This is a genomic window from Rathayibacter rathayi (genome assembly GCF_004011095.1).
Lineage (GTDB): Bacteria > Actinomycetota > Actinomycetes > Actinomycetales > Microbacteriaceae > Rathayibacter > Rathayibacter rathayi.
In genome coordinates, this window is sequence record NZ_CP028129.1 from 2,642,662 (window position 1) to 2,667,421 (window position 24,760).

Consider the following 24,760-nt stretch of genomic DNA (forward strand, 5'->3'; position numbering starts at 1 on the left):
GCCACGAAGGAGCCTCTTGACAGCTCGGGCGGCGAGGGGCCCGGCCGGCGACCTGCGTCCGCGCACGGGAGTCCCTTCACCTAGCTTTCGCGCGTTCCGCGTGATCAGGTTCTTGCACGCGCCGATCGTGCGCGTCCTGCGTCTCTCGTCCCGCGACCCCGATAGGGTGCGAAAAAGCCCATCCCCGAACAGAACGGCGTCTGCATGACCTCAACCATCGAGCGCCTCCGCGTCAAAGATTTCACCGTATTCTCCGACCTCGATCTCCCTCTAGCCAGTGGTATCAATGTCTTCGCTGGCGAGAACGGTGCGGGAAAGTCCCATCTCCTTAAAGCTATGTACTCGGTTCTGTCCGCAGATCAGACGCCGCGCGATTCGCTATCGGCAACGTTGGGCAAGCAGCTCGCCGCTAAGCTCGTGAACGTCTTTCGACCAGAGAGCTTAGGGCGTCTTGTGCGTCGACGGGTCGGACGAGGGCGCGCCGAACTCGACCTAAAATTCTCTGGAGACCAGCAACGTGTCTCCTTCTCATTCGCGACCAACTCACAGTCCGAGGTTAATGTCGAACATCGGCTCAGCAAGCCCCTCACCGGAACGCCGGTGTACCTCCCGACTCGTGAGCTGCTGACGATCTATCCTGGTTTCGTCTCGCTTTACGAAAGAACGTCCCTTGAATTCGAAGAGACCTGGCGAGATTCATGCGTCCTTTTAGGGCTCCCGCTAAGCCGCGGCCCCCGCCAGGAACGCGCGAAGAAACTCCTCGCCCCCCTCGAGGATTCTCTCGGCGGCAGTGTAGTCGAAGAGGGAGGCCGGTTCTACCTCAAAGTACCTGGTGGAGGAAAATATGAGATGCCACTTGTGGCGGAGGGGATGCGAAAATTAGCGATGCTCGCTAGACTCATCGCCAACGGGACTTTATTCGACAGCGGCTTCCTTTTTTGGGATGAACCGGAAGCTAATATCAATCCTCGGGTTCTTCGGCATGTGGCCCGCACTATCTCACAGCTCGCGCGGTCTGGCGTCCAGGTCTTCGTCGGGACGCACAGCCTATACCTGATGAAAGAACTTGAAATTTTGAAGCGCAACGAGGCTGGGGACTTCCCTCCGATGCAATTTGTTACGCTCTCCCCTGGAGAGGATGGAGTGAGGACCACAGTGGGTCAATATCTAGAAGAACTAGAGCACTTAGCCATTCTCGATGAGTCACTTGCTCAATCGGATCGCTACCTCGACGCCGTGACCGAAGCATGAACCTCGACGTAGATGGCGCTGACTTCTCATTCCCAAGCAATTGGGATGTCCTCAAGTACGACGATTCCGAGTTCTTTCAAAAGGTTTTCATTCGCACTCACGATGGGATAAAGGCAATCGACCTGGTGGCCATTCAGCGAGACCTCGACGGCGCGGACATCCGCTTGGTTCTCATTGAAGTGAAGGACTACCGTCATGCCGACGCAAGGGGGTTGCATCCAACCGAACTGGCCACCATCGTCGCGAAGAAGGTCACCGCAACTCTTGCTGGCCTGTCCGCGGCGACCCGGAAAGCCGAGAACATGGATGAGAGGACGCTGGCTATCCGCTCTGGACAGGCGCCTGCTGTGAAGATTGTTCTTCACTGCGAGGATCGCGCCGTTCCGATTATCGATCCGTCGGACTTGCTGATTAAGCTACGGCAGCGTCTCGGTCCAATCGCCGATGTCGTGACTGTTGGATCGTCCAGGAACACACGGGGGGAATGGACGGTGCTCATGCCGTCCCTCGCGTAATGCGCGCTCGCGGGCTTCATCTGGCGTGTGCTGAGACCACCCTGAGCGCAGCGCCGCCGACGCGCAGAGCCAGGCGACTCCGTACTCTGAGGAGATGCGCAGCAACCCACCGCGGCCTGATCAAAGACGGCACCTCGTCGACGGCGTCGAGCTGCGCACGGTCGATGTCGGTCCGGCGGACGCTACGGCGGTGTTCGTCCTGATCCACGGGATCGGGATGTCGCACCACACCTTCTCTCCGCTCGCCGCCGTGCTCAAGCGGCACGGCCGCGTGATCGGGGTCGACCTCGCCGGGTTCGGCGCCAACCGGCGTCCACGGCGGCGGATCGGGCTCGAGGACCACGCGCGGCAAGTCGAGCAGGCGCTCCGCGGGCTGGGCGTCTCGCGCGCCATCGTCGTCGGGCACTCGATGGGGTCGCAGGTGGCCGTCGAACTCGGAGTGCGCGCGCCCGGACTGGTCGACGCTGCGGTGCTGATCGGGCCAGTGGTCGATCCGGAGCGGCCGGGAGCCGTCCGGCAGGGGCTGGCGCTGCTGCGCGACTGCCTCGGCGAGCCGGTGGGCGTGGACGCGATCCTGCTGGCCGACTACCTGCGCGGCGGTGTCCGCTGGTACTTGCGTCAGCTTCCCGAGATGCTGCGGTACCCGGTGCAGGAGCGGCTCGCCGAGCTGGAGGTGCCGGTGCTCGTCGCGCGAGGCCGCGATGATCCGATCGCTACCCGCGACTGGTGCGAGCGCCTGACCGCTCGCGCGCGCGAAGGACGGCTCGTCGAGTTCGCCGGCTCCCGCCACGTCGTTCCTCGCACCGAGCCCGAGCCTCTCGCGCTGGAGATCCTCCGATTCGCGGCCGCCCTCGGCGAGGCACCCGTCGCCCCGCTTCCGCTGCGCGCGGAGCCGGCCGCATGAGCCGCCTCCGGCGTCTGCTGCGCAACGCCGTCTGGTGGATCCGCGACTACGCCTACGCCGTCACCTGGCAGGCGCGCGGCATCCTCTCGCGCCGTGCCCCCGATGACTACCTCGACGGTGATCGGCGACCGATCGTGGCCCTCCCGGGAATCTGGGAAACCTGGTCGTTCCTGCGCCCGATCATCGACCCGCTGCACGAGCGCGGGCATCCGCTGCATGTGCTGACGGGCCTCGGCCGCAACGGCCGCCCGGTCGCACGCACCGCGGAGGACGTGGCCACCTACCTCGCCGAGCACCACCTGCGCGACGTGGTGATCGTCGCGCACAGCAAGGGCGGGCTCGTCGGCAAATACGTGATGACCGAGCTCGACCCCGAGGGTAGGGTCGATCGGATGGTGGCGGTGTCGACTCCGTTCGGTGGCTCCCGCTATGCGCCCTACCTCGTGCTGCGCAGCCTGCGCGCATTCTCGCCGCGCGACGCCACGACCCTCCTGCTCTCGACTCGCGCCGGTGCGAACGCACGGATCACCTCGGTCTTCGGGCTCTTCGATCCGCACATCCCCGAGGGCAGCATGCTCGAGGGCGCGGTGAACGTGCGGATCGAGACCGGCGGGCACTTCCGCATCCTGAGCGACCCCGAGACGCTCGCTGCGGTCGTTACCGCGGTGTCCGCGGAAGAGCGCTCGTCCGCGGACACCGCGGGACGCGACCCGGGCGGACGAGACCCCGCGGAAACGAGACACCCCCCGATGGGACATCGCCCGACGCCTCCGTAGCAACCCGCGCCGCCGCCGCGGAACCCCCTGGTGCCCGCCGGCAGCAGGGCGGAGCGTGGAGCCATGCCCGCCCCTTCCACCGGCCCGACCGAGCTCCTCCTCGTCCGACACGGCGAGAGCCTCGCCAACATCGCGGCAAGCGCCGCCGAGGCCTCGGGAGCGCACGAGATCGCCGTCGACCGCCGCGACCCCGACGTCGAACTCTCCCCCGCGGGCGAGGAGCAGGCTCGTGCGCTCGGCCGCTGGCTGGCGGACGAGGCACGACCCGCCTCCGTCTGGACGTCGCCCTACCGCCGTGCCGCCGCCACCGCCCGCCTCGCCCTCGCCGAAGCCGGCATCGACTTGCCCCTCCGTGCCGACGAGCGCCTGCGCGACCGTGACCTCGGCGTCACCGACCGCCTCACGACGGCAGGAGTACGGGCCCGGCTGCCCGAAGAGGCCGCGCGCCGCATCTGGCTCGGCAAGTTTTACTACCGACCCGCGGGCGGTGAGGCGTGGACCGACCTCGCCCTCCGCGTCCGCGCCTTTCTCGACCACCTCGACACCGCCGCTGCGCCCGGACCGGCCGTCGTCTTCTGCCACGACGCCGTCGTCCTCGTGCTCCGCTATGTCTGCGAGGGCCTCTCCGAGCACGAACTGCTCGACATCGGCGCCGCCACCCCGGTGGCGAACGGATCCGTCACCCGCCTCGTCCGCAAGGGCGAGGGATGGCGGCTCGCCCTCTTTAACCGCACCGACCACCTCGAGCGCTCCGGCGCCCCCGTCACCCGGCACGACGACCGCGCGGCCGGACAAGGAGACCACTATGAGTGACCTCGTCTCCCGCGCCCTGCTCGAGCAGCGCTGGCCCCTCCCCGAGCCCAGCGGATCGAAGCACTCCCGAGGCGACGTGGTCGTGGTCGGCGGTGCCCGCAAGACGCCCGGAGCCGCGATCCTCGCGGGTATCGCCGCGCTGCGGACCGGCGCGGGGCGGATCACGCTCTGCGTCGCCGAGTCGGTCGCCTCGGCGACCGCGGTCGCGCTGCCCGAGTGTGCGGAGTGGTCCCGCTCCCGGAGACGCGCAGCGGTTCCGTCGCCGGGCGCGGCCTCGACGTCCTGGCCGGCGAACTCGCCTCGGCGGACGTCGCCCTGATCGGTCCCGGCCTCGACGATCCGCGTGCGACCGCCGCGACCCTGCGCGCCCTCGCGCCACTGCTCGACGACGTCCCGGCCGTCCATCTCGATGCGTTCCCGCTGGGCGTCCTGCCCGGCCAGCGCCGTACGGCACGGCGGCTCGCCGGCCGGCTGCTGCTCACCCCGAACACGGAGGAAGCGTCGCGCTTGCTCGGCACCGAGGTCGAGGACGTGGAGCGCGCGGCCGTCGCCATCGCCGAGCGTTACGGCGCGGTGGTGAGCCTGTTCAACACGATCACCTCGCCGGACGGCGACGCGGTGCGCATTGAGGGCGAGCACCCCGGTTTGGCAACCGCGGGCAGCGGCGACGTACTCGCTGGAGCGACGGCGGGCCTGCGAGGGCGCGGCGTCGCTCCGATGGGTGCGGCGGCCTGGGGATCGTTCCTGCACACGGAGGCGGACACCAGGCTCTCCGCGCGAATCGGGCCCGCCGGCTACCTCGCGAGCGAGATCCCGGGCGAGTTCCCGAGAGTCCTGGCGGGCTGACGCACGCCCGTCAGTGCGCGACGTCCGCCACGGAGAACGCCACACCCGGAGTGATCAGGATCGAGGTCTCCCGGGGCTCACCCTCGCCCTGGTTCACCGTGATCCAGCGTGAGGCCGAGCCGTCCAGAGCGCGCTCGATACTTTCGCGGACCTCCGCCGCCGTCGTCTCGCTCAGGCTGAACGGCGCTCCTCCGTCCATGATCTCGACCCGCTTCACAGCAGGCCCTCCTCGCTCGACCGGAGGTTGCCCTGCGGTTCCTCGCTGATGCGCAGACCATGCGCGGTGTGCGAGTCGGCTAGGAGCTGGCGGATCCAGTCCGGGTTGATGTTCGGCGCCCGGCCGCCGTGGTACTTAAAGCGCAGCGGGATCGCCTGATGCAGCCAAATCGAGGTCCGGCCATCGCCGACTGCCTGGGAGTCCTTCCAGGTAAAGTAGAACGACTCATTGCGCGCAAGCTTCGAGCCGATCACGATCTGCAGGTGCGCCAGCAGCCGGTCGTCGAAGTCGGCCTCGAGGGTCGAATCGTAGATCAGTCGCCCCATCTGGCGGTACTCCGTTCGGAAAGTCGCCCGTCCGCGGAGGATCGAGCGGAGTCGTGAGTCTTGATCTTACCGGCGCCTCGCGGGTGAAGCGCTCGACAAGCTCCGCATCGAGCAGCTCCTCGGATCCATCGTCTTCGGACTCCGAGAACAGCTGACTCGCCGGGCCGATCAGCAGCGCGGCCCGGCCGGGGCGCCCGGATTCCTGACGGATCGGGATGTCAACCGTGACCGATCCCTTGCTCAACGCCAGCGCCTCCGCGTATCGCAGAAGCGACCGCGCTATCGCGGTGCCCGTCAGCACGGAGCTCCCGGCGTAGTGGATGCGTTCCATGCCCCCTTTCTACTCCTGCGGGCCCTCGCCGGTCAGCGGTTGCGCCGGCGCGGGAGTGAGCGCTAGCGCCGCGTCGATCCGGCGCTCAAGGGCATCGCGCACGGCGGGCCATTCCGCAGCGAGGATCGAGTGCACGGCGGTGTCACGCCAGGATCCGTCGGCCCGCCGCTGGTCGTGACGGAGCACTCCCTCGAACACGGCCCCGAGGCGGAGGATCGCCGCACGCGAGCGGGCGTTCGCCGCATCGGCCTGTAACTTCACCCGCTCGTAGCCACTGTCGAACGCGAGCCCGAGCACGAGCCGCTTCGCCTCGGGGTTCACGGCGGTGCTCCACACCTCGGGCGCGTAAGCGGTCCAGCCGAGGTGGGCGGCCTCGCGTCTCTCGTCGAAATCGGCGAGCGAGGTCGTGCCGACCACCCGGCCCTCCTGCAGCACCGCGAACGTCAGACCTGTGCCCCACGGGTAGTAGCGGCCGGCGAACCCGCGGAACTCCTCCGGTGTGCCCGGGAGACCGGCAGGCCCTCCTCCGTAGCCGCCCGCGAACACCTCGGGGCGGGCGATCGCCCGGCGCAACGGATCCAGGTGCGCCGCGGTCATCGGCTCGAGCGTGATCGAGCGGCCAACGAGCGCGACGGGACCGGGGCGGCGGGGACTGGGCATGCGATCAATGTGGGGCACCGAGCCAGCATGGCTGCAGGAGCACCGCCGCGCTGTTCGCGCCCGCCGCCGCCCTGGTCGGCCTGCTCGCGCGGGTGCTCGCGCTCAGCGGGCGGGACCCATCACCACGGGATTGCTCATGGTGTGACGCGCGGTCGGCGCTGTCCGCTCAGATGACGGCGAGCGCCGCGACGGGCGACACCCGCGTGGCCGCGCGCGCCGGCAGCACGGACGAGATCGCCGTGATCACGACGGACACCGCGAGGACCGAGGCGAGCATCGCGACCGGAATGGTCGGCGGGATGATCCCCCCGTGTGGCACCGAGGCGAAGATGGACACCGCCCCGCACCAGCCGTAGACCGAGCCGAGCACCAACCCGAACAACGCCGCAGCGATAATCATCTGCGCCGCCTCCAGCACGACCATCGCTCGGACCTGCGATCCGGTGAAGCCCAGGGCGCGGAGCAGGCCCAGCTCGCGGCGGCGCTGCAACACGCTCAGCGAGAGTGTACTGATCATGCCGACAGCGGCGAGGACCACCGAGAAGCCGAGCAGGACGCTCATCACGGCGGTGCTCACCGAGACGAACTGCTCGAACTGCTCGTAGCCCTCCGGGTTCAGCTCTCCGCTGCGCCGCATGATTGATCCGAACGTCGCCGCCGCGACCGCGAACATCGTGACCAGACTCACTCCGATCACCAGGCCGATGACAGCACGGGCGCTCCGGGCCGGATTGCGGATCGCATTCGCGGAGGCGAGACGCGCCACCGGTCCGCGGCCCAGAACCCGACCCGTCAGCGCAGTGAGCGGAGGGAGGAAGACGGAGGATCCGAGGACGATCCCGGAGAACGAGAGCACCCCGCCGAGCAGGGCGGGCAGGACGCCGAGCGGCGTGATCGTCCCGAGGAGCACACCCCCGCCGAGCAGGAGTCCGCCGAGCACGACGAGCACGACCGAGGTGACCGTGCGGCCACTGCGCCGGCGCAGCTCCTCGTAGCTGGGTTCCGTCGAGGAGCCCAGCGCCTGCGCGGGCGCGACGGCGAGCACCCGTCGCGAGCCCGCCCAGGAGGCGATCACGGTGGAGGCAATGACGGCGAGCAACGGCAGCACAACGAAGGGACTGAGCAGCGGATAGTCGAACCGGGTGAACGCGCCGCTGCTGAACGCGACCTCGGCACCCGCAGCCACCAGCCCCGCCCCGATGATCAGGCCGATCACCGCGCCGAGCACTCCCTGTCGCAACCCGTCGCGGACGACGCCGCCGCGCAGGGAGCGGCCGGAGGCACCCAGCAGACGCAGCAGCGCGATCTCGCGGGTGCGGCCGGCGATGACGGTCGAGACGGCGTTTGCGGTGACGATCCCGCCGACGTAGACGGCGATCGTGAAGAACACCGCTCCGACCATCCCGAGCATCAGCGCGACGTTGGCGACGTCCTCCAGGCGCTGCGCATGCAGCGAGGCCATCATGCCTGCGACGACCTGTACGAGCGTCGTCCCGAACGCCGCCGAGAGCGCAGCGACCGTGATGATCGCGCCGGCGCCCTGACGGGAACCCGTGCGCACCCGTCTCACGATGTTCCTTCCATCGCCAGCATCGCGCGCGAGATCTCCTCGGCGCTCATCCCGCGACGGTCGTCGACAACTGCCCCGTCGCGGAGGAACACGATGCGGTCGGCGTAGGCGGCGGCGATCGGATCGTGGGTCACCATCGCGATCGACTGGCCATACTCGCGCGTGGACGCGCGCAGCAGGGTCAGGACTTCGCGGCCCGTGCGCGAGTCGAGGTTGCCGGTGGGCTCGTCGGCGAAGATCAGCTGCGGCCGGGTGGCCAGCGCCCGTGCAATCGCGACCCGCTGCTGCTGGCCGCCCGAGAGCTCGTGCGGTCGGTGCCGGAGGCGCTCGCGGAGCCCGAGGGACTCGATCAGCCGGTTCATCCACTCCTCCTCGGCGCCCGTGACGGCGCGGCCGTCGAGCTCGAACGGGAGGCGGATGTTGCCGCTGACGTCGAGGGTGGGCACGAGGTTGAACGCCTGGAAGACAAAGCCGACGCTGCGGCGGCGCAGGACGGTGAGCTCGGCGTCGCTCATGGAGGTGATCTCCTCGTCGCCGAGGAACACGCGGCCAGAGGAGGCCGTGTCGAGTCCGGCGAGGACATGCATGAGCGTCGACTTGCCGGATCCGCTCGGACCCATTACCGCGGTGAACTCGCCGCGCTGGATGGAGAGGGTGACGTCTTCGAGGGCGACGACGGGCGGGGTGCTGCCGTAGAGCTTGCGCACGCCCTCGACGCGCGCCACGACGGAGGAGGTTTGGTTTTGCATGTCCTCGACGCTACGGAACCGCTCGTGTCGCCGGCATCGTCCGCCGGGGCCCGCGCCGTCATCCCTGCGACGGACCCTGAGTGGTCCGCTGGGGCTCCCGGATCAGCGGACTCGGAGCCCCGAGCGGCGCAGAGAGAGGGCCGCGAGCGCGGCGGTGGCGGCGGGATCTCCGCGACGCCAGCCGGTCACTGCCTCCGGGTGCGCGGCGAGGATCTCGCGTGGCGACGCCTGGGTGAGCGCGCGCAGGGCCAGCAGTTCGGAGCCGGCCGCGGTCGAGCCGAGCGCCCGCAGCTGCGCGGTGCGGCGGACGAAGCGTAGTCGCGGCCGGAGCCAGAGCAGGGCGAGGAGCAGGACAGGGAGGCCGCCGACGGCGAGCCCCGCGACCACGGCCAGCGTGCCCGCGAGCTGCTGCTGGTCGCGACCGGCGGCCGCGAGCACGGAGCCGGCGCCGCTCGCCTCATCGAAGGGAGCGCGCACGGCGTCGCCCACGAGGGGGATGCCGCCGAGCGTGGCCCCCGCGTCGCTCATGGTCGAGCCGAAGCCGCTGCCGGCGCTCTCGAGTCGACGGCCGATCTCAGCGAGTCCGGCGATCAGCGAGCCGACGGCGATCCCTGCGGCGATCGCGACGACGGCGACTCCGAGTGCGAGAGCGTCGGCCACGATCTGCCGCGCGCGAACGGCCGGGAGGTCGGCGTAGATCTGCATGCGCCGATTATCCGGCGCTCGGCGGGGTGGTTCTGTTCACAACGCAGGAAGGATCGAATTCGACGCGACCGATCCGAGCTGGACCCCGTCGCGTTCACGACGTTCGTCCTGCTTTGTGAACACGATCGCCCGTCCTGGAGGGACAAATCTCCCTCCACAACCACGGCGGGCGGTCCGGCCGTCCTGGTTGCGGCCCTCGCCCCTCCTCGAGCGGCCCTCAAGGGCCACGCTCGCGGAATGGATATCGACACTGAGCTGTCCCTCCGCGACGGCATCGCCTCGCGGTCGCAGCTGCTCGCGGCGGGTGCTACCGGCCGAGACCTCACGACCGCGGTCAGCGACGGACGCCTCCTCCGCGGCCGGCGCGGCTGGTACGCGTCGCCGCGTCTCCCGCCCGAGGCCCTCACCGCTTTCCGTCTCAGTGGCCGACTTGCCGCGACCGACGCGGCACGCTCGCACGGCCTCTGGGTCCTGCGCTCGCCCGAGCTCCATGTGCACGTCGGGCCGCACGCCGCCCGGCTTGCCGCACCACGCAGCGTCCGACTCCACTGGGATCCGGGACATCCCGCCGACGGGGTGCTCCGCGTCTCCCCGATCCACGCGCTGCTCCAGCTCGGCCGGACCGTCGGCGACGAAGATCTGCTGGTCGCGCTTGAGTCCGCGCTTGAGAAGCGGATCCTTGGTTCCGACGACCTCGCCGAGCTGCGCGCTGCGTGCCCCTACCGGCTGCAGGCGCTCCTCGTGTTCGCCCGCGACGACTCCCAGAGCGGCGTGGAGACCCTCGCTCGGTGGCGCCTGCACCTGATCGGCGTCGCCGCCCGGGCGCAGGTGTACATCTCCGGCGTCGGGCGCGTCGACCTGTTGATTGGCCGCAGCCTCATCATCGAGCTCGACGGCCGATCGACGCACGACTTCGAAAACGATCGCCGCCGGGACCTGCACGCCTCGGTCGACGGCTACGTCACCCTGCGGTTCTCCGCGTCTCAGGTGCTCACCTGCTGGCCCGACGTCGAACGGGCAATCCTCGCAGCAATCGAGCGCGGCCTTCACCTGCTCTGAACGGCTTCGAGCAGCGCGTCAGAGCAGGTCGTGCAGGACGACGACCTGCTCGCGCTCCGGGCCGACCCCGATCGCCGAGAAGCGGGCGCCGCTCATCGCTTCGAGGGCGCGGACGTAGTCCTGCGCCGTCTGCGGCAGATCCGAGAATTCGCGGCAGCCGGAGATGTCTTCTTGCCAGCCGGGGAACTCCTCGTAGATCGGCTTCGCGTGGTGGAAATCGCTCTGCGAGACGGGGACCTCGTCATGGCGTACGCCATCGACGGTGTAGGCGACGCAGACGGGGATGCTCTCCAGGCCCGAAAGCACGTCGAGCTTGGTGAGCACGAAGTCGGTGACCCCGTTGATCCGGGCGGAGTAGCGCGCGATGGGCGCGTCGTACCAGCCGCAGCGGCGCGGGCGGCCGGTGGTGGTGCCGAACTCGAAGCCCTGCTTGCGCAGGTATTCGCCCCACTCGTCGAAGAGCTCGGTAGGGAAGGGGCCGGCGCCGACGCGGGTCGTGTAGGCCTTGATCACGGCGATGACCCGGTCGATGCGGTTCGGTGCGACTCCGGAGCCGGTGGCCGCGCCGCCCGAGGTGGCGTTGGAGGAGGTGACGAACGGGTAGGTGCCGTGGTCGACGTCGAGCATCGTGGCCTGGCCGGCCTCGAACAGCACAGTCTTACCGGCGTCGAGGGCCTGCGCCAGCACGAGGGATGTGTCGGCGACCATCGGGCGCAAGCGCTCGGCGTACTGCAAAAGGTCCTCGAGCACCTGCTCGACCAGGATCGCGCGGCGGTTGTAGACCTTCACCAGCAGGTGGTTCTTCTGGTCGAGGGCGCCCTCGACCTTCTGGCGGAGGATGTTCTCGTCGAAGAGGTCCTGGATGCGGATGCCGACGCGGTTGATCTTGTCGGCGTAGGCCGGGCCGATGCCGCGACCGGTGGTGCCGATCTGGCGCTTGCCGAGGAAGCGCTCCGTCACCTTGTCGAGGGTGCGGTGATAGCTGGTGATGACGTGCGCGTTGGCGCTGACGAGCAGCTTCGACACGTCGACGCCGCGGGCGCTCAGCGCCTCGAGCTCGTGGAACAGCACCTCGATGTCGACGACGACGCCGTTCGCGATCACGGGCACGACGCCCGGGGTGAGGATGCCGGAGGGGAGCAGATGCAGGGCGTACTTCTCGTCGCCCACGACGACCGTGTGCCCGGCGTTGTTGCCGCCGTTGAACTTGACGACGTAGTCGACGCGGCTGCCGAGGAGGTCGGTGGCTCGCCCCTTGCCCTCATCGCCCCACTGGGCGCCGGTGATGACGATTGCTGGCATGGCCTGTCCTTCTCGGTGCGAGACGGCACGAGCCCGGAGGCGACGAGCCGCGGGCCAGTCGGGCGACAGGGACATCGCAGCGGGACGACCAGCCCGATCAGTTTAGGGGAGGGTCGGCACCGGAGGCGGGCCGCCGCCGCGCACACGCTGACCACTTCCGCAAACCCTGGTGTCGACGACCACGCACGGGCACGTCTTCAATCGACCAGGCGGACTTCTTCGACCCCAACTGGTCACTGACGACGCAGCCCGCCGCCGAGGTCCCGGCCGCGCCTGGCCCGACCGCGCCCGGCACTCCGACCGAGCAGCCGGGCGCCCCTGCGTCGCCGCAGCCCGTCACGACGGCGGCTCCGTCTCACGCTGGTCGTCGCGCGACGCCGCCGCGCAGCGTAGCCAGACAGTGACGGACGGCGGTCGGCGGGTCTCCCGTCGGCCGCCGTCCGTCATCGAGGCCCCCGGATCAGCCCCGCTCGGCGCGCGACCGGCGTGCTCGCCAGGCCGAGAACGCCCCCGTCGACCAGAGCGCCCAGACCACCAACAGCGGTTGGAAGACGAGCCGCACCGCCCGTGCCGTGTCTGTCTCGAGGCCGAACGCCGGAGTCCGCGTCACCAGCTGAGAGACGTTCCCGGGGAATACGGCGATGAAGAAGGCGGCCACCGCGACTCCGATGACCACGCGCCACCGAGCGAGGAGCACGAGCGCGAGCCCGAGTGCGATCTCGATGAATCCGGAGGCGACGACCACGACATCCGGGTCGACCGGCAGCCACGGCGGGACCTGCGCCTGGAACGCCTGCCGCGCGAGCGTCAGGTGGGCGGTCCCCGCCGTGACGAGCACGAGGCCGAGGAGGAGGCGGGCGAGCGTGCGCGGGACGGAGCGACGTCCTCCATCGGGTGCTGTGGCGACGGTCATGCTCCCCAGTCTGCGCGGCGAGCCCACCCGTGCCGACCGCGCACGCGTTCCGGCGCCGCCCCGTATCCTCGATACCGCCCCGTCCGCAGACCGTGAAACGAGATCCATGAGCACCCTGCCCCGCCTGATGGCCTTCGACCTCGACGACACCCTCGCCGCGTCGAAGTCCCCCGTCGACCCGGCGATGGCCGACCTCTTCGTCAAGCTGCTCCAGGCCACCGAGGTGTGCATCATCTCGGGCGGCCAGATCGGGCAGTTCCGGATGCAGGTGCTCGACCGCCTCGAGGGCGCCGACCCCGAGGTCCTCGCGAAGCTGCACCTGATGCCCACCTGCGGCACGCAGTACTACCGGTACCAGAACGGCGACTGGGCGCAGATCTACGCCGAGAACCTGACCGACGACGAGAAGTCGCGCGCCCTCGCCGCGGTTGAGGAGAAGGCGAAGGAGCTCGGCTACTGGGAGTCAGAGACCTGGGGTCCGATCCTCGAGGACCGCGATTCGCAGATCACCTTCTCGGCCCTCGGCCAGTCGGCGCCCGTCGAGGTCAAGCAGGCCTGGGACCCTGACGGCGAGAAGAAGAACACCCTCCGCGAGGCCGTGCAGGCCGTGCTCCCGGACCTCGAGGTCCGCTCTGGCGGTTCCACCTCCGTCGACATCACCCGCAAGGGCATCGACAAGGCGTACGGGATGAACAAGCTCACCGAGCTGACCGGCATCCCCCTCGACGAGATGATCTTCGTCGGCGACCGCCTCGACCCCGACGGCAACGACTACCCCGTGAAGGCGATGGGCGTCGAGTGCTTCGCCGTCGAGGGCTGGCACGACACTGCCGCATACCTCCGCTCGTACGGCCTGTAGGCCGGACGCTTCTCGCGGGACCTCTGCTGCGGCAGAGGTCCCGCGGGTCCGGTCAGCGGTCCTCGTTCAGCGATCCGGTGGCGGTGCCGTCGAGGGTGAGGCGGAGTCGTCGGGGCAGCGACGCGACGACGATCGCGTGCGACTCCTCGATCAGCTCCAGCACCAGTCCGGGCTCCACGATCCCGCCGGCGTCCACGGTCACCCAGTGCTTCTTATTGAGGTGGTAGCCGGGCGCGATCCCGTCGACTCCCGCGACCAGGTGCACCACGTTCTCGGGTAGCGCCTTCACGCTGACCACCGGCCGCCCGAACCGCTCCATCTCGAGCGCGAACACTTTCCCCCCGACCTTCCACACCCGCGTCCCCTCCCCGAACGGGAATCCCGCCTCCACCCCCGCGAGCCCCTCGAGGAAACGCTCCACCATCCCGTCGTTCATCCCCCCATCCTCCCGCAACCTTTCTCATGCCCCCCGCTCGTGCCGCAGGCACACCCCGTTACTTTCTTCGTGCCCGCTTCGGAGTGATCCTGGGTTGGCCTGCCGGGCTCGGCATGATGTTGTGCGCATGATCTGGGCGGTGTTGTCACTCAGTCCGTTGTGGCGGCTGGTGAACGCTGATAGGGACTGAGGTCGGCTTCGCGCCGAGCGCCATTCCCCGCGGCTTGACCGACGAGGAACTCAACAAGACTTGACAGCAGCCCACCTGGGGCAACGTAGGTCGCAGCCCGTACCGCCTCGAACCGGTGCTGCAACCTCGGGCACGGCCCCCTGCGCCGCAGCAGCGGCATCCCGGGTGCGGGCCACCTCGGTGGCGACCGCCATGCGTACGCCTGACCGCTCACGCACTGCGCGGGCGGTCACCGTCTCCCCTGCGGCCGCCAGGATCTCAGCGGCCGCAAGCGCTTTCTCGTCTGCGACCAACGGCGGGAGCGACCACCCGACCGTTTGCCCGTGGGGGCCGCTAAAAGGTACACTTCGGGCAGTCCGGGGCGTTGAGTTTCGGAAAGTGAACCCGAGACCCGTCCGGAATGGACGCGGCGCTCGGGTTTCGCGCTTTCAGGGTGCGATGTCGATCACTTCGCTGATCATCGGTTGCGCGCGCCGTCGCCAGTCACCACCGCGCGCCCACGCCCACCCGACGGCGTCCGGGATCGCGAGTACTTGTACCGGGCATTAAGCCGGGAGATGTCAACGCCGCGGACGACAATGCGTGCAGGCAGCGCCGCAAGTTCGGTCATCCATTGCTGATAGATCCAGATCCGTGCGCGCACCTAGCGCGCGATCAGCTCGAACCCGTCGCGACCAGTCATCAGTGAGTGAGCGTGCAGCTCGGTGTCCGATCCAACGCCGCCGCCGCACGGCACCCCAACACGAGCCTGACCGAGCGCGACAACTAGCCCGGACAAGCCGAGGGGGCCCGATCTCAACGTAACTGAGATCGGACCCCCTCGAGGTCTCCAGGGAAAAGCGTCGTTCGTCAGCCCAGGTCGTTCCGCGACTTTGCGTTGAACGATCCGTCTTTGGCGATGACGCTGTGGGATCCGCCGGTTCGGGCAGTGGCCGAGATGCTGCCTCCACCGCGAGGACCGACGATGTACCGTCCAGTCGTCGCGTCCTGCTCCACCGAGCGCCCGGAACGCCGCAGGTTCTTCGCGGCCTTCTCGGCAAGCTGGCGCGCCAGTCGCTGCGATTGCTCGCTGTATCCGCTCATTGCTGCCACCACCTCTTCTTCGGTGCCATCGCTTCGGTGATCACGTTGACCACGTTGATCGCCATCTCATTATCTTCGTCCCTCGCCCACGGCGCGTCTATGAGTGTCGCGAGAACCGACAGACCCATCTCAGACTCGCCGCGCTTCGTGCTGACCGCTTTCTCGCACGCCCAGGCGAACCGGTCCCACCAGCGGGCTAGGTCGTCGGCCTCGTGTTTCTGCTCTCGATCGCGGCTCGAGTTGTGATACGCGATGTAGGAGGCGATGCCAGCGCCGAGCACGGCGAGGCTGCCTCCAAAGCCTGCGGAGGTAAAGAACGTTCCCCACCACGTCCCGTCCGCGTAGAGGGGCGGAATGAACCGCGCCACAGCGAACGCAATCACTGCCACCGCCGCGGTGATCCACCACCACCGTCGAGAAGGTCGGCGCGAAGTGGCCGAGGAGCGGGCGGCTGTCGCACCCGTCGGCGGCGGGGTCACTGTCACTCTCGCAGTCTGTCACGACTGTGGCCCGCTCCAGCCTCCTCGTCCCGTATGGGGATCGCCCAGCGGGACGCTCCAAGCGTCCGCAGCAGCGCCCGAAATCGCGGGGCCGGGAGTGTTGCAGATGACCCGCCCGATGAAATGCCCGCTGAGGGGGCCTCTAGTGGGACGCTCCCCGCCTGGCTGGTCTCGTGGGGTACGCACACGTCTCAACCGGCAAGCAGGACACGCAGGCGCAGCGCGACGCTCTGGCCGCCGTCGACATCGTCGCCGAACGCATTGATGTCGAGTCCACCGAACCGACTACTCGATCTCGCGTACCGACAACGGCTGCAAACGCGCTATGACTCGACACTCGTAGCCGCCGCCCAGACATTGTCAGACGCGCTTGAGGCGTCGCCCGGCTGCGGTACCGGCAAGGCGAAGGAGGACGCCGTAGCGGCCTACAACGCCGCGAGCACCGTGCCCGGGCGGCGCCTAGTCGTTGCCGAGGATGATGATGGAGGCAGTCGGGGGTAATGCGTCCTCGTGGTACCGCTCGATCTCTGCGATGGCGGCCGGGTCGGCCTGCTCGAGGAACTGGGTGAGGCGGGCGACCTCTTCCGTCTCGCCGATCGACTCGGCGGCGCGGCGGAGGGCGTAGAGGGAGAGGAGGAAGCCGCGGTTGGGTCCGTGTCGCCAGGGGATGGGCCCCTGGCCGCGCCAGCCGGCAGCGCGGAGGAGGTCGAGGCCGCGGTGGTATCCGACGCGGGCGTAGGCGTAGGAGGGGAGCGCCGCGTCGATGCCCCAGACGCTGTCGGCGAGGAGGGCCCAGGCCAGCGGGGAGCGCGGGTGGGCCGCGGCGAGGGCAGCGAATTCGACGGCTCCTGGGTCCGCGTGCTTGGTGAGGGCCGCGGTGACCGCGGGCTCCTCGGGGAGGAGGGTCGGTTCGGGGCCCAGCAGGTTCTCGCCAGTCATGCTGCCCAGGCTATCCCGCTCTCGGCTGTGCGGGTCTGGGAGCCGGCCCTCCGGCGCGGGCCTGTCGCTACTCCGCGGTGCCGCCGAGAAGTGCAGGCCGCCGGGCGGCGGGACCCGCCGATCCTTCCGCCATCGCCGTCGCGGGGACGGGCGCCGCCGATAGCATCAACGCATGGCGACGAACCGCAGTGAAGTCGAGGCCTGGCTCACAGACATGGACGGCGTGCTGGTGCACGAGAACAAGGCGCTCCCCGGCGCGCCCGAGCTGATCCAGGAGTGGATCGACTCGGGGACCCCGTTCCTGGTGCTGACGAACAACTCGATCTTCACGCCGCGGGACCTCGCGGCGCGGTTGCGCGGGTCGGGGCTGCATGTGCCGGAGGAGCGCATTTGGACGAGTGCTCTGGCGACCGCGGATTTCTGCGCGTCGCAGAAGCCGGGCGGGAGCGCGTTCGTGATCGGCGAGGCGGGGATCACCACCGCGCTGCACGAGGTCGGCTTCATCATGACCGAGACGGCACCCGACTATGTGGTCGTGGGTGAGACCCGCAACTACAGCTTCGAGGCGATCACGAAGGCGATCCGTCTGATCGTGGCGGGGGCGCGTTTCATCGTCACCAATCCTGATGCGACGGGTCCGAGCTCTGAGGGTGTCCTCCCGGCGACGGGGGCGATCGCCGCGCTGATCACGAAGGCGACGGGGAAGGATCCGTATGTCGTCGGCAAGCCGAACCCGATGATGTTCCGCTCGGCGATGAACAAGATCGGCGCGCACAGCGAGAACACGGGGATGATCGGCGACCGGATGGACACCGACATCGTCGCGGGTATCGAGGCGGGGCTGCACACGGTGCTGGTGCTGACGGGGATCAGCGACGCGGCCGAGATCGAGCGTTACCCGTTCCGACCGGACGAGGTGCTGAGCGGGGTGCACGAGCTGCTGTCGGCGGAGCCGTTCGAGTCGGAGTTCCCGCCGGCGTCCACGGTCTGACTCCTGTCGGCACGGTCCCGCTCGGAGGCGGCGCCGGGCTCAGAAGCGGACGTGCTGCAGCACCCAGGCGTGCATCGCGACGGCGGCTGCTGCTGACGCGTTGATCGAGCGGGTCGAGCCGAACTGCGAGATTTCGAGCACGGCCTCGGCGGCGTCGATCGCCTCCTCCGAGAGACCCGGCCCCTCCTGCCCGAACAGCAGCAGGCACCGCTCGGGCAGGCGGTAGGTCTCGAGCGGCACGCAGCCGGGGACGTTGTCGATCGCGATCAGCGGCACCTCCGCCTCCGCCGCCCACTGCACGAGATCGGCCACCGTCTCGTGGTGCTGAACGTGTTGGTACCGGTCGGTCACCATCGCGCCGCGCTTGTTCCAGCGCCGCCGGCCGACGATGTGCACGCCCTCCGCGCCGAACGCGTTGGCGCTGCGGACGATCGAGCCGATGTTCATGTCGTGCTGCCAGTTCTCGATCGCGACGTGGAACGGGTGCCGGGTGCGGTCGAGTTCCGCGACGATCGCGTCCATCCGCCAGTAGCGGAACCGGTCGACCACGTTGCGCGCGTCGCCGCGCTCCAGCAGTTCCGGGTCGAGGCGGTCGTCCTCGGGCCATTCGCCCCGCCAGGGGCCGACCCCGTTCGTGGTGAGTTCGACGGAGGCGGTGGGTCCGGCCGCGGGGTTCGCCTCGTTCTCCTGCACGATCGGCAACCCTACTGCGCGTGTCCCGCCTCGGTCGGCCCGACGGCACAGGACGCGCGGATCAGGCTGCGGGACTGCCGGCCAGGGAACCGGTCAGCTCGCCGCCACCGGCTCGGTTCACGAAGCAGTAGTAGCTGCGCTCGCCCGCGTCCCACTGCTCCTGGGTGACCGGGAACGCGCCGGCGACCTGCACGTCGCCGTAGGTCTCGGCCGCGGCGATGTTCACAACGCCCTGCGCCTGGCAGAGCGAGGAGACGGTGACGGCCAGCGCCTCCTGGCCGGGGAAGGCGGCGTCGGTCAACTCGGCCGTGGCTACGAGCTGGGCGGAGTGGGCGGTCGCGCAGTCGACGACGGTGAATTCCTCCGCCCAGACGGAGTCGAAGGGCTGCATGCACTCGCCGCCGAGCAGCGCGTTCCACGCCCAGGTTCCCGCCGGCAGCGGGCCGACCGTCGGCAGGGACGCGGTCGGCCCGGGCGTCGAGTCGGCCGGCGTGTCACTGACGGCCGGGGCAGCCTGCGGCTCGGCCTGTCCGCCGGCGCTCCCGACCGCGATGCCGATGGTGAAGAGGGCGGCGAGCAGGATCACGGCGCCCGCAGCGATCAGGCCGACCAGGAGGCGCCGCCTGCTGAGGGTGCGCCAGAGCGGCGGTCCGACGGGGGTGGATCCTCGCTCGCGGCTCTTGGGGCGGGACCGGGCCGAGCGCGACGTGCGCGGCGCGGCGGCGTTGACGTGCGCGGCCGCGGGCGCGGTGCGGAAGGGCGCCGCTTCGGCGGGGACGACGGAGTCGGTCGCCGGCTCGAGATCCCAGGCGTAGGAGCCCGCGCTCTCCCGCCAGAGTTCCTGGTCGCCGCCGTCCGGCACGTCGCGCGGGGCGACGACCTGCTCCCACACGGGCGGCTGGTCCCAGTCGCCACGCGGGTCGGGCCACTCGTAGACGGCGGGCGGGGCCAGCTCTCGGGGGGCGGGCGCGGTCGCACCCGCGGGGCGGTCGTCGGCGACGGGAGGCACCTCGGCGCGCTCCGGGACTGCACCGTCGGTGCCGGGGCCGGCCACCTCGACGGACTCGTCGGACGCCCGACGGGCGCTGCGCAGCCCGGCCGGCGCGGTCGGCAGGTCGGTGGGAGGGAGGGTGTGCGGCAGGACCGGGCGGACGGAGTCGGCTCGGCGGCGGTGCACGTCGGCGCCGCTGTCGGTGGGCGGCTCGTGGGAGACGTGGTCGCCGGGCGGCTCCTCGGTGGCGCGGTCGGTAGCGCGCTCGCGCCGCTGATCCGCTGGATCGCTCACGGAGGGCGGCTCGCCCGGTCCGGTCCCGGTGTCGCCGGTCCCGGTGTCGCCGTCATCGGACCCGCCGTCCGCATCGTCGCCCTCGACGGGTGCGGGTGCCGCACTCCGCACGGGCTCTCCCGGCCAGAGACCGACCGGAGCAGCCGGGCTGTGGCGCGGCACGGCAGCGGACTCGTCCTCCACGGGACGCTCCGTCGCCGACGCGCTGGGTACCTCAGCCGCCGCCGCTTCGGATCCGCTCACCACGGATTCGGCACCGTCCTCTGTCGGCCGCTGCACCGGAGCAGGAGGCCGAGGTGAGTCGAAAATGCTCTTCAGTCGGCCACCGCTGAGCTGCTGGAGCAGCCACTCGCTGCTGCCGACGGGACGATCCGGCTCGGAACGCTCGTTCCCGCGAGGAGTCGACTCCCGGCCCTCGAGTTCCCGGCCCTCCGGCTCCGAGTGCTCACCGCCCTCCGAGCCCCCGTCGCGTCCGCCCTTGTCGACCATCAGCTCAGGCCGAGGTCGGCCAGACCGATCGCCGCGAAGTACGGGTAGCCGGCGTCCTGGATGATCTCGCGGGCCCCGGTCGCGCGGTCGACGACGACGGCGACTCCGGCGATCTCGGCGCCGACCTTCAGCAGGGCCTCGATCGCCGTCAGCGGTGAGCCGCCGGTGGTGGACGTGTCCTCGACGACCACGACGCGCTTGCCCTCGAGGTCGGGGCCCTCGACCTGCCGACCGCGGCCGTGGTCCTTGGGTTCCTTGCGCACAACGAAAGCGTCGTAGGAGAGCCCTCGAGCTGCACCCTGGTGCAGGATCGCGGCGGCGATCGGATCGGCTCCCATCGTGAGGCCGCCGACCGCATCGACGCGCTCGATCGGCGCGATCAGGTCGAGCATGACCTGCCCGATCAGCGGGGCGACGCGGTGGTCGAGGCTCACCCGGCGCAGATCGACGTAGTACGACGCCTTCGTGCCGCTGGTGAGGGTGAAGTCCCCGTGGAAGACGGCGTCGGAGCCGATGTACTCGATGAGCTGGTGGCGTGCGTCGGTCACGCACCTACTCTACGGGGCCACCCCTCCACCGCCCGGGAGCGCGCGCTGCGGCGTGCTCGCCCGCCTCATCGCCGCCTCCGCGGAACTGGGTCATGTACAGCTCGTAGTAGGCGCCGCGCCGCTTCAGGAGCACCTCATGTGCGCCCTGCTCGACGATGCGACCCGACTCCATCACCAGGATGGTGTCGGCGTCGCGGATCGTCGAGAGACGGTGCGCGATGACGAACGAGGTGCGGTCGGAGCGCAGCGCGTTCATGGCGTGCTGCACCAGCAGCTCGGTGCGGGTGTCGACCGAGGAGGTGGCCTCGTCGAGGATCAGCAGCGACGGAGTGGCGAGGAACGCCCGAGCGATCGTGATCAGCTGCCGCTCACCGGCCGAGACGCTGCCGCCGTCGGCGTCGAGCACCGTGTCGTAGCCGTCGGGCAGTTGGCGGACGAAGCGGTCGACCATTGTGGCCTTCGCCGCATCGACGATCTCGTCGTCAGTCGCGTCGAGGCGGCCGTAGCGGATGTTCTCGCGGATCGTGCCCTCGAAGAGCCACGCGTCCTGCAGCACCATGCCCACCCGCGAGCGCAGATCGCCGCGGGCGAGGCTGGTGATATCGACTCCGTCGACCAGAATCCGCCCGCCGGTGAGCTCGTAGAAGCGCATGACCAGGTTGACCAGCGTCGTCTTGCCTGCTCCGGTGGGGCCGACGATGGCGACGGTCTGCCCGGGCTGCGCGGAGAAGGTCAGGTCTTCGATCAGCGGCTGCTCCGGGTCGTACGAGAAGGAGACACTCTCGAACTCGACGTGCCCGTCGGTGCGCTGCGGGAGCGACGCGGTGGCCGTCTCCGGCTCCTGCTCCTCCGCGTCGAGCAGCTCGAAGGTGCGCTCGGCCGAAGCGACACCCGACTGCAGCATGTTGGCCATGCTCGCGAGCTGTGTGACCGGCTGGGTGAACTCGCGGGAGTACTGGATGAATGCGGTCGCGTCGCCGAGCGTCAGCTGCCCGGAGGCGACGCGCAGGCCGCCGACCACGGCGATCAGCACGTAGGAGAGGTAGGAGACGAAGGTCATCGCCGGCATGATCATGCCCGAGACGAACTGGGCGCCGAACGACGCGGTGTAGAGGCTGTCGTTGCGGCGATCAAACTCCTCGAGCATCTCGCGGTCGCGGCCGAAGGCACGCACGATCTCGAGGCCGGAGAAGGTCTCCTCGATGTGGCCGTTGAGCGCGCCGGTGTTCTTCCATTGCGCGGCGAAGAGCTTCTGCGAGCGAGCGCCGATCACTCCCGCGATCACGCCCGAGAGCGGGATCGAGATCAGCGCGATCAGCGCGAGCTGCCAGGAGACGATGAACATCATCGCCGCGATGCCGATGATGGTCAGCAGCGACTGCACCAGCTGCGAGAAGGCCTGCTGGAGCGCCGTCTGAATGTTGTCGACGTCGTTCGTGACGCGCGACATCACGTCCCCGCGCTGGCGAGTGTCGAAAAAGCGCAGCGGGAGCCGGTTGAGCTTGGCCTCGATGTCTTGGCGGAGACCGTAGACCACGCGCATCACGAGCCCGTTGAGTAGGTAGCCCTGCGCCCACATCAGCACCGACGCGACCACGTACATCAGGAGCACGACGATGATGAGGCGGCCGAGCACCACGAAGTCGATGCCCTGGCCGGGAACGATGTCGGTCTTCGACAGCATGTCGGCGAAGGTGTCGTTTCCCGCGGCCCGTTGCTCCTGGATGATCTGCTCGAGCGGGACCCCTGCGGTCAAACCCGCGCCGATCACTCCGTTGAAGATCGTGTCCATCGCCTGCCCGAGGATCTTCGGCGCGATGACGGTGAGGACGACCGACAGCGAGACCAGGGCGACCACGAGGATCATCCGCGCACGCTCGGGACCGAGCAGCGCGAACAGTCGCTTGGCGGAGGGCCAAAAGTTCTGGGCCTTGCGGGCGGGCGGCCCGTCGCCGAACATGCCGCCGTCGCCCTCGCCGGGTTCGAAGTCGGGCTCGAGCTGCTCTACCTCTGCGGACGCGGGGTCGGTGGCGGCGGTGTCGCGTGCGCGCGCCATCTCAGGACACTCCTTCGACACTCAGTTGGGATTCGACGATCTCGCGGTAGGTTGCGTTCGCCTCGAGGAGCTCGTCGTGCGTACCGCGGCCGACGACCCGGCCCGCGTCGAGCACGACGATCTGGTCGGCGTGGCGGATCGTCGACACCCGCTGCGCCACGATGATCACGGTCGCGTCGGTGGTCGCGTCGGCCAGCGACTCCCGCAGCCGTGCATCCGTCGCGACGTCCAGCGCCGAGAACGAGTCGTCGAAGAGGTAGACCCGGGGCCTCGCGACGAGGGCGCGCGCGATGCAGAGCCGCTGGCGCTGGCCGCCCGACACGTTCGTCCCGCCCTGCGAGACCGGCTCGTCGAGGCCGTGCTCCTTGCTCCGCACGAAGTCCTCGCCCTGGGCGATGCGCAGCGCCTCCCAGAGTTCGGCGTCGGTCGCGTCGGGCCGGCCGAAGCGCAGGTTCGAGGCGATCGTGCCCGAGAAGAGATACGGCCGCTGCGGTATGAGCCCGATCACCTGGGCGAGCTGCGCCCGGTCGAGGGAGGAGACGGGCACGCCGTCGATCATGACGGAGCCCTCGTGCGGGTCGAACAGGCGCGGCACGAGGCCGAGCAGCGTCGTCTTACCAGCGCCGGTGGAGCCGACGACGGCGGTGATGCGGCCCGGCTCCGCGACGAGGTCGATCCCGGAGAGCACGGGACGCTCGGCGCCCGGGTAACCGAAGACGACCCCCGAGAACTCGACGCGGCCGCCCGTCGGGGTCGCGAGACCGCCCTGGGGAGTGGTGAGGCTGGTGCGAGCGTCGAGCACCTGCTGGATCCGCTCGGCGCAGACAACGGCACGCGGGATCATCATCACCATGAAGACCCCCATCATCACGGCGGTGAGGATCTGGAGGAGGTACTGCAGGAACGCGGTCAGCGAGCCCACTTGCATCTGGCCGGCGTCGACCCGCTGCCCGCCGAACCACAGCACGGCGGCGGTGGCGAGGTGCAGGATCATCATGATCGCCGGGAACATCAGCACGAAGATGTTGCCGACCTTGATCGACACCTCGGTGATCGCGGCGTTGGCTCTGCGGTACCGCTCCGACTCGAACGGCTCGCGCACGAAGGCGCGCACCACGCGGATGCCCGTGATCTGCTCGCGGAGCACGCTGTTGATCCCGTCGATCCGGTCCTGCATCAGGCGGAACAGCGGCAGCAGCAGGAACACCAGGACGCCGACCACGACGAACAGCAGCGGAACCGACACCCAGACCAGCCAGGAGAGCCCCACGTCCTCGCGCAGCGCGAAGACGATGCCGCCGACACACATGATCGGCGCGGACACCATGAAGTTGAGGGTCATCAGCACGAGCATCTGCACCTGCTGCACGTCGTTCGTGCCGCGGGTGATCAGGGTGGCGGTGCCGAAGGCGCCGACTTCGAGCCCGCTCAACGAGTCGACGCGGCGGTAGACGTCCCGGCGCAGGTCGCGTCCGATGGACATCGCAGTGCGGGCGCCGAAGTAGACGGCTGCGATCGCCGCCGCGACCTGCACCAGGCAGACGCCGAGCATGCTCATCCCCGTGGCCCAGATGAAGTCGGTGTCGCCGCGGCCGATGCCCTGGTCGATGATCTCGGCGTTGAGGCTCGGCAGGTAGAGGGCGGCGAGCGTCGCGACGAGCTGCAGCACGACGACGGCGACCACCCAGCGCAAGTAGGGCTTCGCGTACGACGATGCAAGACGGAGCAGGATCATGAGTCCTCCGGGGCGGGGC

The 24,760-nt window shown here is 69.6% G+C and carries 28 protein-coding genes; 11 read left to right on the forward strand and 17 right to left on the reverse strand.

Annotated features, from left to right (window positions below):
- Nucleotides 1-204: 204 nt before the first annotated feature.
- From C1O28_RS12770 to C1O28_RS12795, 7 genes are all read left to right on the forward strand, one after another.
- A complete protein-coding gene (locus C1O28_RS12770; protein WP_097167125.1) occupies nucleotides 205-1,251 on the forward strand; it encodes an AAA family ATPase in 1,047 nt (348 codons plus the stop codon).
- Nucleotides 1,248-1,766, forward strand: a complete 519-nt coding sequence (locus tag C1O28_RS12775) for a hypothetical protein (protein WP_097167126.1) — start codon at nucleotides 1,248-1,250, stop codon at nucleotides 1,764-1,766. Before C1O28_RS12770 ends, C1O28_RS12775 begins: the two co-directional genes overlap by 4 nt.
- A 94-nt stretch (nucleotides 1,767-1,860) precedes the next feature.
- Complete coding sequence (locus tag C1O28_RS12780) at nucleotides 1,861-2,670, forward strand: alpha/beta fold hydrolase (RefSeq protein WP_097167127.1); 810 nt, start codon at nucleotides 1,861-1,863, stop codon at nucleotides 2,668-2,670.
- Nucleotides 2,667-3,446, forward strand: a complete 780-nt coding sequence (locus C1O28_RS12785) for an esterase/lipase family protein (RefSeq protein WP_237398197.1) — start codon at nucleotides 2,667-2,669, stop codon at nucleotides 3,444-3,446. Before C1O28_RS12780 ends, C1O28_RS12785 begins: the two co-directional genes overlap by 4 nt.
- A gap of 63 nt (nucleotides 3,447-3,509) precedes the next feature.
- A complete protein-coding gene (locus C1O28_RS12790; RefSeq protein WP_097167128.1) occupies nucleotides 3,510-4,259 on the forward strand; it encodes a histidine phosphatase family protein in 750 nt (249 codons plus the stop codon).
- A complete protein-coding gene (locus C1O28_RS15970) occupies nucleotides 4,252-4,578 on the forward strand; it encodes an NAD(P)H-hydrate dehydratase (RefSeq protein WP_337189914.1) in 327 nt (108 codons plus the stop codon). Before C1O28_RS12790 ends, C1O28_RS15970 begins: the two co-directional genes overlap by 8 nt.
- Entirely contained in the window at nucleotides 4,485-5,105 is a 621-nt protein-coding gene (locus tag C1O28_RS12795) for an ADP-dependent NAD(P)H-hydrate dehydratase (RefSeq protein ID WP_337189915.1), read from the forward strand. The genes C1O28_RS15970 and C1O28_RS12795 overlap by 94 nt, the downstream gene beginning before the upstream one ends.
- A gap of 10 nt (nucleotides 5,106-5,115) precedes the next feature.
- Here C1O28_RS12795 and C1O28_RS12800 read toward each other — a convergent pair whose 3' ends face one another.
- The 6 genes from C1O28_RS12800 to C1O28_RS12825 all read right to left on the reverse strand — a co-directional run bounded on the left by C1O28_RS12800 (nucleotide 5,116) and on the right by C1O28_RS12825 (nucleotide 9,663).
- Nucleotides 5,116-5,322, reverse strand: a complete 207-nt coding sequence (locus C1O28_RS12800) for a hypothetical protein (RefSeq protein WP_097167129.1) — start codon at nucleotides 5,320-5,322, stop codon at nucleotides 5,116-5,118.
- Nucleotides 5,319-5,648, reverse strand: coding sequence for a DUF7882 family protein (locus C1O28_RS12805; protein WP_097167130.1), 330 nt, complete (start codon nucleotides 5,646-5,648; stop codon nucleotides 5,319-5,321). Before C1O28_RS12805 ends, C1O28_RS12800 begins: the two co-directional genes overlap by 4 nt.
- A gap of 340 nt (nucleotides 5,649-5,988) precedes the next feature.
- Nucleotides 5,989-6,639 (reverse strand): GNAT family N-acetyltransferase, encoded by a 651-nt coding sequence (locus C1O28_RS12810; protein WP_097167131.1) that lies wholly within the window; start codon nucleotides 6,637-6,639, stop codon nucleotides 5,989-5,991.
- A gap of 166 nt (nucleotides 6,640-6,805) precedes the next feature.
- Entirely contained in the window at nucleotides 6,806-8,209 is a 1,404-nt protein-coding gene (locus C1O28_RS12815; protein WP_127821530.1) for an ABC transporter permease, read from the reverse strand.
- Nucleotides 8,206-8,958 carry an ABC transporter ATP-binding protein gene (locus C1O28_RS12820; protein ID WP_097167133.1) on the reverse strand — a complete coding sequence of 251 codons (753 nt, stop codon included), beginning with the start codon at nucleotides 8,956-8,958 and terminating at the stop codon, nucleotides 8,206-8,208. Before C1O28_RS12820 ends, C1O28_RS12815 begins: the two co-directional genes overlap by 4 nt.
- Before the next feature lie 102 nt (nucleotides 8,959-9,060).
- A complete protein-coding gene (locus C1O28_RS12825; protein WP_097167134.1) occupies nucleotides 9,061-9,663 on the reverse strand; it encodes a hypothetical protein in 603 nt (200 codons plus the stop codon).
- A gap of 237 nt (nucleotides 9,664-9,900) precedes the next feature.
- Here C1O28_RS12825 and C1O28_RS12830 point away from each other — a divergent pair, with 237 nt between their 5' ends.
- Nucleotides 9,901-10,722 (forward strand): endonuclease domain-containing protein, encoded by an 822-nt coding sequence (locus C1O28_RS12830; protein WP_097167135.1) that lies wholly within the window; start codon nucleotides 9,901-9,903, stop codon nucleotides 10,720-10,722.
- An 18-nt stretch (nucleotides 10,723-10,740) separates the two neighbouring features.
- Here the strand turns inward: C1O28_RS12830 and C1O28_RS12835 are convergent, their stop codons facing one another.
- Entirely contained in the window at nucleotides 10,741-12,024 is a 1,284-nt protein-coding gene (locus C1O28_RS12835; RefSeq protein WP_097167136.1) for an adenylosuccinate synthase, read from the reverse strand.
- A 460-nt stretch (nucleotides 12,025-12,484) separates the two neighbouring features.
- Complete coding sequence (locus tag C1O28_RS12840) at nucleotides 12,485-12,937, reverse strand: DoxX family protein (protein WP_097167137.1); 453 nt, start codon at nucleotides 12,935-12,937, stop codon at nucleotides 12,485-12,487.
- 106 nt (nucleotides 12,938-13,043) lie between these two features.
- Between C1O28_RS12840 and C1O28_RS12845 the strand changes: the two genes are divergently transcribed.
- On the forward strand, nucleotides 13,044-13,796 hold the full coding sequence (locus C1O28_RS12845; RefSeq protein ID WP_097167138.1) for an HAD-IIB family hydrolase: 753 nt from the start codon (nucleotides 13,044-13,046) through the stop codon (nucleotides 13,794-13,796).
- 52 nt (nucleotides 13,797-13,848) lie between these two features.
- Here the strand turns inward: C1O28_RS12845 and C1O28_RS12850 are convergent, their stop codons facing one another.
- The 3 genes from C1O28_RS12850 to C1O28_RS12865 all read right to left on the reverse strand — a co-directional run bounded on the left by C1O28_RS12850 (nucleotide 13,849) and on the right by C1O28_RS12865 (nucleotide 15,894).
- Complete coding sequence (locus C1O28_RS12850; protein ID WP_097167139.1) at nucleotides 13,849-14,232, reverse strand: MmcQ/YjbR family DNA-binding protein; 384 nt, start codon at nucleotides 14,230-14,232, stop codon at nucleotides 13,849-13,851.
- A 1,039-nt stretch (nucleotides 14,233-15,271) separates the two neighbouring features.
- The gene (locus C1O28_RS12860; RefSeq protein WP_097167141.1) at nucleotides 15,272-15,505 is read right to left on the reverse strand and encodes a hypothetical protein; all 234 of its coding nucleotides are present in this window, start codon (nucleotides 15,503-15,505) and stop codon (nucleotides 15,272-15,274) included.
- A complete protein-coding gene (locus C1O28_RS12865) occupies nucleotides 15,502-15,894 on the reverse strand; it encodes a hypothetical protein (RefSeq protein ID WP_097167142.1) in 393 nt (130 codons plus the stop codon). The genes C1O28_RS12860 and C1O28_RS12865 overlap by 4 nt, the downstream gene beginning before the upstream one ends.
- Before the next feature lie 284 nt (nucleotides 15,895-16,178).
- On the opposite strand from C1O28_RS12865, the gene C1O28_RS15245 reads away from it, so the two are divergent.
- Nucleotides 16,179-16,334, forward strand: a complete 156-nt coding sequence (locus C1O28_RS15245; RefSeq protein WP_160487563.1) for a recombinase family protein — start codon at nucleotides 16,179-16,181, stop codon at nucleotides 16,332-16,334.
- Nucleotides 16,335-16,464: 130 nt separating this feature from the next.
- Here C1O28_RS15245 and C1O28_RS12870 read toward each other — a convergent pair whose 3' ends face one another.
- Nucleotides 16,465-16,944 carry a DUF3151 domain-containing protein gene (locus C1O28_RS12870; RefSeq protein ID WP_097167143.1) on the reverse strand — a complete coding sequence of 160 codons (480 nt, stop codon included), beginning with the start codon at nucleotides 16,942-16,944 and terminating at the stop codon, nucleotides 16,465-16,467.
- Nucleotides 16,945-17,116: 172 nt separating this feature from the next.
- On the opposite strand from C1O28_RS12870, the gene C1O28_RS12875 reads away from it, so the two are divergent.
- The gene (locus C1O28_RS12875; RefSeq protein WP_097167144.1) at nucleotides 17,117-17,935 is read left to right on the forward strand and encodes an HAD-IIA family hydrolase; all 819 of its coding nucleotides are present in this window, start codon (nucleotides 17,117-17,119) and stop codon (nucleotides 17,933-17,935) included.
- 39 nt (nucleotides 17,936-17,974) lie between these two features.
- On the opposite strand, the gene C1O28_RS12880 is transcribed toward C1O28_RS12875, so the two are convergent.
- The 5 genes from C1O28_RS12880 to C1O28_RS12900 all read right to left on the reverse strand — a co-directional run bounded on the left by C1O28_RS12880 (nucleotide 17,975) and on the right by C1O28_RS12900 (nucleotide 24,741).
- On the reverse strand, nucleotides 17,975-18,628 hold the full coding sequence (locus C1O28_RS12880; RefSeq protein WP_097167223.1) for a TrmH family RNA methyltransferase: 654 nt from the start codon (nucleotides 18,626-18,628) through the stop codon (nucleotides 17,975-17,977).
- Nucleotides 18,629-18,689: 61 nt separating this feature from the next.
- Nucleotides 18,690-20,402 (reverse strand): septum formation family protein, encoded by a 1,713-nt coding sequence (locus C1O28_RS12885; protein ID WP_097167145.1) that lies wholly within the window; start codon nucleotides 20,400-20,402, stop codon nucleotides 18,690-18,692.
- Nucleotides 20,402-20,950 carry an orotate phosphoribosyltransferase gene (pyrE, locus tag C1O28_RS12890; RefSeq protein ID WP_097167146.1) on the reverse strand — a complete coding sequence of 183 codons (549 nt, stop codon included), beginning with the start codon at nucleotides 20,948-20,950 and terminating at the stop codon, nucleotides 20,402-20,404. The genes C1O28_RS12885 and pyrE overlap by 1 nt, the downstream gene beginning before the upstream one ends.
- 4 nt (nucleotides 20,951-20,954) lie before the next feature.
- Nucleotides 20,955-23,006 (reverse strand): ABC transporter ATP-binding protein, encoded by a 2,052-nt coding sequence (locus C1O28_RS12895; RefSeq protein ID WP_097167147.1) that lies wholly within the window; start codon nucleotides 23,004-23,006, stop codon nucleotides 20,955-20,957.
- Nucleotide 23,007: 1 nt separating this feature from the next.
- On the reverse strand, nucleotides 23,008-24,741 hold the full coding sequence (locus C1O28_RS12900) for an ABC transporter ATP-binding protein (protein ID WP_097167148.1): 1,734 nt from the start codon (nucleotides 24,739-24,741) through the stop codon (nucleotides 23,008-23,010).
- Nucleotides 24,742-24,760: the final 19 nt, after the last annotated feature.

Excerpts from the sequence above, each read along its gene's own strand:
- C1O28_RS12770 (WP_097167125.1), top strand. The coding sequence starts at position 205 with ATGACCTCAACCATCGAGCGCCTCCGCGTCAAAGATTTCACCGTATTC.
- C1O28_RS12775 (WP_097167126.1), top strand. The coding sequence starts at position 1,248 with ATGAACCTCGACGTAGATGGCGCTGACTTCTCATTCCCAAGCAATTGG.
- C1O28_RS12780 (WP_097167127.1), top strand. The coding sequence starts at position 1,861 with ATGCGCAGCAACCCACCGCGGCCTGATCAAAGACGGCACCTCGTCGAC.
- C1O28_RS12785 (WP_237398197.1), top strand. The coding sequence starts at position 2,667 with ATGAGCCGCCTCCGGCGTCTGCTGCGCAACGCCGTCTGGTGGATCCGC.
- C1O28_RS12790 (WP_097167128.1), top strand. The coding sequence starts at position 3,510 with ATGCCCGCCCCTTCCACCGGCCCGACCGAGCTCCTCCTCGTCCGACAC.
- C1O28_RS15970 (WP_337189914.1), top strand. The coding sequence starts at position 4,252 with ATGAGTGACCTCGTCTCCCGCGCCCTGCTCGAGCAGCGCTGGCCCCTC.
- C1O28_RS12805 (WP_097167130.1), bottom strand. The coding sequence starts at position 5,648 with ATGGGGCGACTGATCTACGATTCGACCCTCGAGGCCGACTTCGACGAC.
- C1O28_RS12810 (WP_097167131.1), bottom strand. The coding sequence starts at position 6,639 with ATGCCCAGTCCCCGCCGCCCCGGTCCCGTCGCGCTCGTTGGCCGCTCG.
- C1O28_RS12820 (WP_097167133.1), bottom strand. The coding sequence starts at position 8,958 with ATGCAAAACCAAACCTCCTCCGTCGTGGCGCGCGTCGAGGGCGTGCGC.
- C1O28_RS12825 (WP_097167134.1), bottom strand. The coding sequence starts at position 9,663 with ATGCAGATCTACGCCGACCTCCCGGCCGTTCGCGCGCGGCAGATCGTG.
- C1O28_RS12830 (WP_097167135.1), top strand. The coding sequence starts at position 9,901 with ATGGATATCGACACTGAGCTGTCCCTCCGCGACGGCATCGCCTCGCGG.
- C1O28_RS12835 (WP_097167136.1), bottom strand. The coding sequence starts at position 12,024 with ATGCCAGCAATCGTCATCACCGGCGCCCAGTGGGGCGATGAGGGCAAG.
- C1O28_RS12840 (WP_097167137.1), bottom strand. The coding sequence starts at position 12,937 with ATGACCGTCGCCACAGCACCCGATGGAGGACGTCGCTCCGTCCCGCGC.
- C1O28_RS12845 (WP_097167138.1), top strand. The coding sequence starts at position 13,044 with ATGAGCACCCTGCCCCGCCTGATGGCCTTCGACCTCGACGACACCCTC.
- C1O28_RS12850 (WP_097167139.1), bottom strand. The coding sequence starts at position 14,232 with ATGAACGACGGGATGGTGGAGCGTTTCCTCGAGGGGCTCGCGGGGGTG.
- C1O28_RS12860 (WP_097167141.1), bottom strand. The coding sequence starts at position 15,505 with ATGAGCGGATACAGCGAGCAATCGCAGCGACTGGCGCGCCAGCTTGCC.
- C1O28_RS12870 (WP_097167143.1), bottom strand. The coding sequence starts at position 16,944 with ATGACTGGCGAGAACCTGCTGGGCCCCGAACCGACCCTCCTCCCCGAG.
- C1O28_RS12875 (WP_097167144.1), top strand. The coding sequence starts at position 17,117 with ATGGCGACGAACCGCAGTGAAGTCGAGGCCTGGCTCACAGACATGGAC.
- C1O28_RS12885 (WP_097167145.1), bottom strand. The coding sequence starts at position 20,402 with ATGGTCGACAAGGGCGGACGCGACGGGGGCTCGGAGGGCGGTGAGCAC.
- C1O28_RS12895 (WP_097167147.1), bottom strand. The coding sequence starts at position 23,006 with ATGGCGCGCGCACGCGACACCGCCGCCACCGACCCCGCGTCCGCAGAG.
- C1O28_RS12900 (WP_097167148.1), bottom strand. The coding sequence starts at position 24,741 with ATGATCCTGCTCCGTCTTGCATCGTCGTACGCGAAGCCCTACTTGCGC.